The sequence below is a fragment of the Longimicrobium sp. genome (assembly GCF_036387355.1).
Taxonomy (GTDB): Bacteria; Gemmatimonadota; Gemmatimonadetes; order Longimicrobiales; family Longimicrobiaceae; genus Longimicrobium.
Genome location: NZ_DASVTX010000150.1, coordinates 1 through 7,071, shown reverse-complemented (window position 1 = coordinate 7,071; position 7,071 = coordinate 1). Strand labels below are relative to the sequence as shown.

General features: G+C 70.7%; 6 protein-coding genes. 1 reads left to right on the top strand and 5 read right to left on the bottom strand.

What is annotated here, in order from left to right; translation table 11 throughout:
* Positions 1-582: PAS domain-containing protein (locus VF665_RS06965; protein ID WP_331052689.1), on the bottom strand; the 582-nt coding region annotated here is incomplete at its 3' end.
* A gap of 299 nt (positions 583-881) precedes the next feature.
* On the opposite strand from VF665_RS06965, the gene VF665_RS06960 reads away from it, so the two are divergent.
* The gene (locus VF665_RS06960) at positions 882-1,484 is read left to right on the top strand and encodes a TetR/AcrR family transcriptional regulator (protein WP_331052688.1); all 603 of its coding nucleotides are present in this window, start codon (positions 882-884) and stop codon (positions 1,482-1,484) included.
* Positions 1,485-1,815: 331 nt separating this feature from the next.
* On the opposite strand, the gene VF665_RS06955 is transcribed toward VF665_RS06960, so the two are convergent.
* From VF665_RS06955 to VF665_RS06940, 4 genes are all read right to left on the bottom strand, one after another.
* Positions 1,816-3,756, bottom strand: a complete 1,941-nt coding sequence (locus VF665_RS06955; protein WP_331052687.1) for a DUF885 domain-containing protein — start codon at positions 3,754-3,756, stop codon at positions 1,816-1,818.
* A 366-nt stretch (positions 3,757-4,122) separates the two neighbouring features.
* A complete protein-coding gene (locus VF665_RS06950; protein ID WP_331052686.1) occupies positions 4,123-5,109 on the bottom strand; it encodes a hypothetical protein in 987 nt (328 codons plus the stop codon).
* Between the two features lie 242 nt (positions 5,110-5,351).
* On the bottom strand, positions 5,352-6,554 hold the full coding sequence (locus tag VF665_RS06945; protein ID WP_331052685.1) for an Ig-like domain-containing protein: 1,203 nt from the start codon (positions 6,552-6,554) through the stop codon (positions 5,352-5,354).
* A gap of 109 nt (positions 6,555-6,663) precedes the next feature.
* Positions 6,664-7,071: VOC family protein (locus VF665_RS06940; RefSeq protein WP_331052684.1), on the bottom strand; the 408-nt coding region annotated here is incomplete at its 5' end.

Here is a 7,071-nt window from a genome sequence, read left to right as displayed (position 1 = left end):
CACCAAGAGCCTCTTTCTGGCCAACATGAGCCACGAGCTGCGCACCCGCAGGGCGGGATCCAGAATGAGCAGCGGCTTGCGCACCGTGTCCACGATGTCCTGCGCGTACGCCTCCATGGACCGGCTGTCGGCCTCCGCGCGGCGGCGCTCGGTGACGTCTTCCATGGCAAGCAGCAGCAGCTCGGCATGGCTTCCCGGGCGCAGCTTGCGCGCGTTCAGCAGCATCACCCGCCGGCCGATGCCGGGAAACTCGTGCTCCAGTTCAAAGTCGTTGAACACGGAAGCGGTGCCAATGACGTCCTCCAGCAGGGCGTGCAGGGCGGGAATGTTCCACTGCCCGCTGCCCAGCTCAAAGAGCGGCCGGTCCTCGGTTTCCGCCGCGGACACCTGAAAGGTCTGGTAGAACGCGCGGTTGGCGCCCCGGACGCGCAGGGCCGCATCCAGAATCAGCAGCGGCTCGCGCACGGTCTGCACGATGTCCTGCGCGTACGACTCCAGTTCCCGAACGCGCGGGCTCGGCATCAGCGTGGACGGGCCTGCGGGGGCGGGGCGCCGGGCGCGGTGGTTTTCTGCGGAATCCATCTTTTCCGGCCCCTCGTGAACGTGTGGTCTCGTTCCGGCGCCGCCGTGCGGCGCCGGGTGCCCGGCGGGGCAGTCCGTTCAGGAGGCGGCGAAAGGCCGGGGGCGGGGCACTGCGGCGGGAACGGAGCCGCACCGAAGTGTTCCTGCCCGGCTCAATCGCCGCGGCCGTGGGAGCGGAGATGGGAGGAGTTATTGACCGACTGTCAAATACAAGTTACTCTATATTGATCAAATGGTCAACAAGCACGCGCCGGAGCGCCCGGCGCGGGGTGAAGATCCACGTTGGGCGAAGGACCAAGATGCCGGGGGAACGGGCTTCGGAAGACGTGCGGCGGGAGCAGATTCTGGGCGCCGCGTTCGAGGTGGCGGCGCGCGAGGGGCTGGGCGGGCTCACCATCCGCGCGGTGGCGGGAGAGGCGGGGCTGAGCCACGGCCTCGTCCTGTTCCACTTCGGCAGCAAGGAGCGCCTGGTGCATGCGCTGCTCGGCTGGCTGATTGAAAACACGCCGCCGCTGCGGGCCCCGGACCCGGTGGGCGCGGTTGCGGGCGCGCTGGACCGGCTGCACCTGCTGCTGGACCGAGAGGTGGCGCGCTACGCGGGGGAGCCGCGCCGCACGCGGCTCTTCTACGAGTACTGGGCGCTGGGCGGGCGCGACGAGGCCATCCGCGTGCGCGTGGGCGCCGAACTGGAGCGCTACCGGGCGGAGTTCCGCGACGTGGCGCTGGGACTGCTGCAGGCGGAACCGGGCGCGTTTGCGCCGGAAACCGCGGAGCGCATCGCCGCCGTGGCGGTGAGCTGGATCCACGGCTGCGCGGTGCAGGCCGTCATTGACCCCGTACGCTTTCAGCCCGAGGAGTCGCTGGCCTCCGTACGAGAAATCATCGCGCCGCTGGCGGGTTGAGCGGATCCGCGCCGGACGCCTTTTCAGTACCCGCCGGCGCCGCTGGAGCAGGCGCGCAGCAGCACGTTGAGCACGATGGTAAGGACGATGGACGCCACGATGCTGAACATGCAGCCGGCGGAACGGACGCGGATGGCCATGCGGGTTTCTCCTCGCGAACGGAACGTGAAAGCCCGGCACCGGGCAGCAACCGTGCCCCTGCGCTCAGGCCGGGCCTGCCCCGGCGCGCCCGGAGCGGAAAGGGCCCGGACCCCTGACGGGAACCGGGCCCTTCCCTCATCCCCCGGCAGCAGAAGGGACGTGCCATCGCGCGCCTCTGCGGCCGCGCCGGCTACCGCGCCTGGCTCAGGAAGTCGTCGCGGAAGTACGTGGCGGGAATGGTGCCCATCTTCATCAGCCGCTCGTGGAACTCCTTGGCGCTGTACGCGGAGCCGCGCGCCTGCCGGTACGCGTCGCGAAGCTGCAGGATGGCGTTCTTGCCCAGGTTGTAGGTGATGGCCTGGGTGGGCCACTTGCTGTAGCGGTACATGGCCCGCTGCGCCCCCTCGCACACCGCCCTGGCGCCGGGGTCCGTCGCGGCCGCCGCGCACGCGCCGGGGTAGAAGCCGAAGTTGGCGGTAAAGTAGTCTACCGCCTCGTCAAAGCTCATCCGCCCGGTGTGGATGCCCACGTCCACCACGATGCGCACGGCGCGCATCAGCTGTCCCTGCAGCTCGTACAGGTACTCGGCGGGGGTGTAGAAGCCGAACGGGCGCCCGGGCGCGGCCTCCGCCATCAGCTCCTCGGCGTACAGGCCCCATCCCTCGGTGGCCATGGAGTCTTCCCACATGGCGGACGAGTCTTCTACCGCGCCGGGGGTGAGCCAGCGGATGTTGCTGATGGACTGCGCGTTCTGCGTGAGGAACTTGAAGTGCCAGTCGTGGCCCGGGAACCCCTCGTGGATCGCGGTATCCGCCACGGACGCGCGGTTGTTCAGCCGGAGCGCGGCGGGGTCGTTGCCCGTGGGCGTGAGGTAGAAGCGGCCCACGCCCGAGGTCTTGAAGGGCGGGGCGGGGTAGTACGCCGCGTCGATGGTGCTGCGCAGCACGGGGGGCGTGGGATACACGTCCAGCCGGTAGTCCGCGGGAATGTCGAACAGCTGGCGGTCGCGCCCGTACTGCACGGCGCGGCGCCCCGCGTCCACGTACCACTGCAGCAGTTCGTCGTCGTTGCGCGGCGACTCGCCGGCCAGGTGCTCCATCACGGCGCGCACCCCGGCGTTCTTTTCCTCGCGCGTGCCGAAGGGGATGGGGAGATTGGCTTCGCGCGCCACCTGCTGCGCGACCTCGTAGATGCGGTTCTGGTACGTTTCCGTCTGCGCCTTGCCGTACTCGAACAGCTCCGCGGCGGAGCGAGTTTCGCGCAGGTTGTTGCGCAGCCGCCATTCGTACTCGCGCTCGCCGATGGCGAACCGGTCCTGCCGGTCGCTGGCGGGATAGATCTGCTCCAGCGACCGGGCGAACCCGGTGTACGCCTGCGCGGCGGTGTCGGCGGCGGCGCGGAGCTGCCGCAGGGTTTCCGCCGCGAACGCGCGGCCGCCCAGCGCCTTGGCGGCCAGTTCCGGGAGCGTTGCCTGGAAGTATTCCGCGTTGCTGCGGCTGCCGCCAATGCCGTCACGCTGCACCATGCGCCAGTCGGGGCGGTTTCCGCTGGCCATGCCGGCGCGCAGGTTGGCGGTGGCGGCCTGCAGGTATCCGGGAATGGCGTTCAGCCGCTGGATGACGAGCATCCACTCGTCGCGGGTGCCCAGCAGGCCGTTGCCTGCGTCGGTCATCTGCTGGATCTGCCAGTCCACCCCGCGGAACGGCTCGGCCACGTAGGTGTCCACGGCGCGCTCGTGGTAGCGCAGATCTTCCAGCTGGTGCAGGATGAAGTCCAGCTGCGCGCCCAGCACCGCGTGGTCGATGCGCTCCTCGGGCGTGAGCGATTCGGGGCGGATGCGGTCGCGCGCCGCCTTGATCTCGCGGTAAAAGGCGCGCTCGGCGGCCAGCGCCTGCGGGCGGTAGTCGCGCAGCGTGCCGTTGACGCGCGCCAGCTCAGGGCTGTACGCGTCGCCGCCCAGATAGGTGGCGGTAACGGGGTTGTAGCGCAGCACGCGAACGAAGTAGCGGTCGCGCAGCTCGGTAAAGGGCGAGGCGGCGCCGTTCTGCGCGGCGAGTTTGTCGAGCGAGGGCAGAATGCCCGCGAAGAGGGCGGCGTGCGCGCTTTGCAGCACGAACCGGCGACGGTCCATCGAGGAGATCCGGGTTGGGGGATGATCGTCCGGGCGAGAGTTGATCCTGCCACGCCGGTGCGTTCTGCACAAGTCCGTGCGTGGTTCGGGTTTTGGAACCGCGTCTCGCACGGAGTGCACGGAGGGGGCACGGAGTTCACGGAGGAACAGCAACGGAAGGCAACACCGCGAGCAGAAGACGAATGGGATCTGGTTTCTGCGGTGCTTTCTTCCGGGTTGTGATCGCGGGTGTGGTTTGCCCTTCCGTGACCTCTGTGAAACTCCGTGCCCTCCGTGAGAGACGCGGTTCAGCATACCCGGGGGGCAAACGAGAAGCAGGCCGGCGAGTACATCGCCGGCCCGCTTCTGTTCGTCGGCCCGAGCCGATCAGTGGTTTCCGTACGGGCGCCCGGACTGGATCAGGCGCTGGCGGGCGGTGTTGCCCGGCACCGCGATGTGCGTGGCCGGATCGTACTCCTTGCCCACCGCCGGGCTGCCCTGCGGCACCCAGATCTGCACCACCGTGTTGGTGTAGCTGCTGGGCAGGTAGCGGATGTAGTAGCCGTCGGGGTGCAGCGACCAGCGGCCCGCCGGCACCGCGCGGCTCCCCGGGCCCAGCCCCACCGCGCCGGTGAGCACCGCCGCCGCTTCCAGCTGGCTGAAGCTGGCCGTGGGGTCCGCAAGCAGGTTGCGCAGCTGCGCCTCGGCCTGCACCACCTGGCGCACGGGGCCGGGCACGCGGTCCATCAGGGCGCCCATCTCGTCGCCGGGAATCAGGTCCAGCGCGCTGCGGTTCAGCGAGGTGAGCTGGCGTGGCGTGAGCAGGCGGCTGGCGACCGCCTTGTGCTGCGGGCTCAGGTCTTCGAACTTCGCCCGGGCGATGATGGCCCACAGCAGCGTCTGAATGTCGCTCTGCGAGATCTCCGGGTGATTGACGGAGTTGCGCACGATGGTCATCACCGCGTCCTCCGCCGGGCCCTTGGGCGGCGCGAAGATGTAGCCGTCGCCGCCGCCGGGGCCGTGCGTGCCGGCCTTGAGGCAGTAGCTCTGGTTGTGCAGCTCGTAGTAGCCCGGCTGCAGCACGAAGCCGCCGTTGGGCGTGCGCTGAAGCTGCATCATGCTGCGCTTGGCCTCGCGCGGCGTAAAGTTGTCCAGCGAGTCCACCGCCCACCGCGCGTCCGGCAGCGAGGTGGTGATGGGGTGGTCGCCCCCCACCAGCTGGTCTACGCTCAGCCGGCCGCCCGTAACGCGGCCCACGGCGCCGCGAAGGCGTCCGCCGATCTGCGCGGCGGCGGCGTCGGTCACCACCGCGGCCAGCGCAAAGGCCAGGGTGCCGCGAACGGCGACTCGCTTGATGCTGTTCCAGGTATGCATGGCGGATCCTGCGTTGGTTCAGGTCACTGCGGGGAAGTCCGGCGGGGCCGACGCGCGCAATCTAATGCGCTCCCCGGTGCACGCCAGATGATTCTTCCCCGCGCTTGTTGCTGATACGGAAATCCGTGTCACTTCTAAGGTTGGCGCACCTGCCCGCGCCGCGCCCCTGATGATCGCGCCCCGCCGCCGCGCGCGGGATGGGTCATCCGACCCGGTGCCGGATACCCGTCCTTGCGGACGGGTCAGAGCGGCGGCGGAACGGCGGCCAGGAAGGCGGCCTGGTTCCCTCCGGCCGCGCCGGTCCGCTGCTGCACGCCCGTCCAGTCCGGGCGCACGCTGAACAGCTGCGGCGTGTCGCTGGGCCCGGTGGATTCGGTGAAGACGATCATGCGGCCGTCCGGCGACCATGCCGGCGTGTTCTGAAAGCCCGCGCGGGCCAGGCCGACGGCGTCGCCGCCCGCCGCGCCGACGATCATCAGGTCCGAATCCCCCTGGCGCAGGCGGCGAAAGACGAGCCGCGTTCCGTCCGGCGACCAGGCCGGGTCCGAGTCGCGGTCCGGGCCGGCGGTCAGGCGGAGGCGGCCGGAGCCGTCCGGGCGCAGGGTAAAGATGTCGAAGTCGCCGCTGCTCCCGCCCAGTTCGTCGCTGGCGTAGGCGATGCGCGTTCCGTCCGGCGACCAGGCGGGGCGTGCCTCGCCGGCCACGGTGAGCGGGGGATCAAACGTGAGGCGCCGCTGGTCCCCGCCTTCGGCGTTCATCGTCCAGATGTCGCTGGCCTGGCCGGACGCAAAGCTGCGGTAGGCGATGCGCGTCCCGTCCGGCGACCACGACGGCTGGTCGTCGTCCGCGGGCGAATCCGTCAGGCGGCGCATGCCGGACCCGTCGCGGCGGATGGACCAGATGTCGGACTGCAGCCAGCGCCCGGTCTCGTCCTCCATGATCTCGCGCACCACGAAGGCGATGCGCTGGCCGTCGGCCGAGGGCGCGGGATCGGACCCCGTCATCCCCGCCGGCAGCAGGCGCCGCGGCGTGCCGCCCTCCACGGGAACGACAAACAGGTCGGTCGTGTTGCCCACGCGCGCCTCGTACAGCAGCTCGTAGCCAGAGACCAGGATGGGCGCCGTCCCCGTCTTTCCGCCCGCGGTGGCGGTCACCGTCGCGCGGCCGGCGCGCCGCGCGGCGATGCGCCCCGCGGCATCCACCCTGGCGACCGTGGTGTCGCTGCTGGACCACACCACGGCCGCCTGTGCGGGCCGCCCGTCTTCATCCACGATGCTCACGCCCAGCTGGATCGAATCACCCGCCCAGAGCGGACCGGTCTGCGGAGCGATCTCCACGCGCTCCACGCCCCGGCTGAGAACGCCGTCATCCTCGCACGCCGCGGCTGAAACCAGCGCCGCGGCAATCATCAGGCGCGCACCGGCGCGCCGCATCGTCATCGTCATCCCCGTATCCTCGCTCGCGAGTCCACTTCGCCTGAACCGCAGGACCGCGACGAGGATAGCCGGGGCACGGATGCGCCGCGTCGGTCGTGTGACCCGGTGGAGGCCGGCGTCAGCCGGATGTGCGCTGGAGGATGGAGAACGCGGCGCCCTGCGGGTCCTGCAGCGTGGCGAACCGGCCGATGCCCGCCAGCGGTTCGGGGCCCACCAGCCGGACAGCGCCCATCTGTTCCGCGCGGCCCAGCGCCTCGTCCACGCCAGCGACGGCGAAGAACGGCATCCAGTGCGGCGGAACGCCCTGCATGGACGCGGCGAGGCGCAGCATTCCCGCCACGGGCTGCCCGTCGCGCAGAAACAGGGTGTACGGCACGGGGCCGCGCGTGAACGTGTCCGCCGTCCACCCCAGCAGCCCGGTGTAGAACGCCTCCGCCTTGGCCGGGTCGCGGGTGCCCAGCTCCATCCACGCCGCCGCGCCGGGCTCGTCGCGCACCTCGGCGCCTCGGTGCGCGGCCGCCTGCCA

Excerpts from the sequence above, each read along its gene's own strand:
- VF665_RS06960 (WP_331052688.1), top strand. The coding sequence starts at position 882 with ATGCCGGGGGAACGGGCTTCGGAAGACGTGCGGCGGGAGCAGATTCTG.
- VF665_RS06955 (WP_331052687.1), bottom strand. The coding sequence starts at position 3,756 with ATGGACCGTCGCCGGTTCGTGCTGCAAAGCGCGCACGCCGCCCTCTTC.
- VF665_RS06950 (WP_331052686.1), bottom strand. The coding sequence starts at position 5,109 with ATGCATACCTGGAACAGCATCAAGCGAGTCGCCGTTCGCGGCACCCTG.
- VF665_RS06945 (WP_331052685.1), bottom strand. The coding sequence starts at position 6,554 with ATGACGATGACGATGCGGCGCGCCGGTGCGCGCCTGATGATTGCCGCG.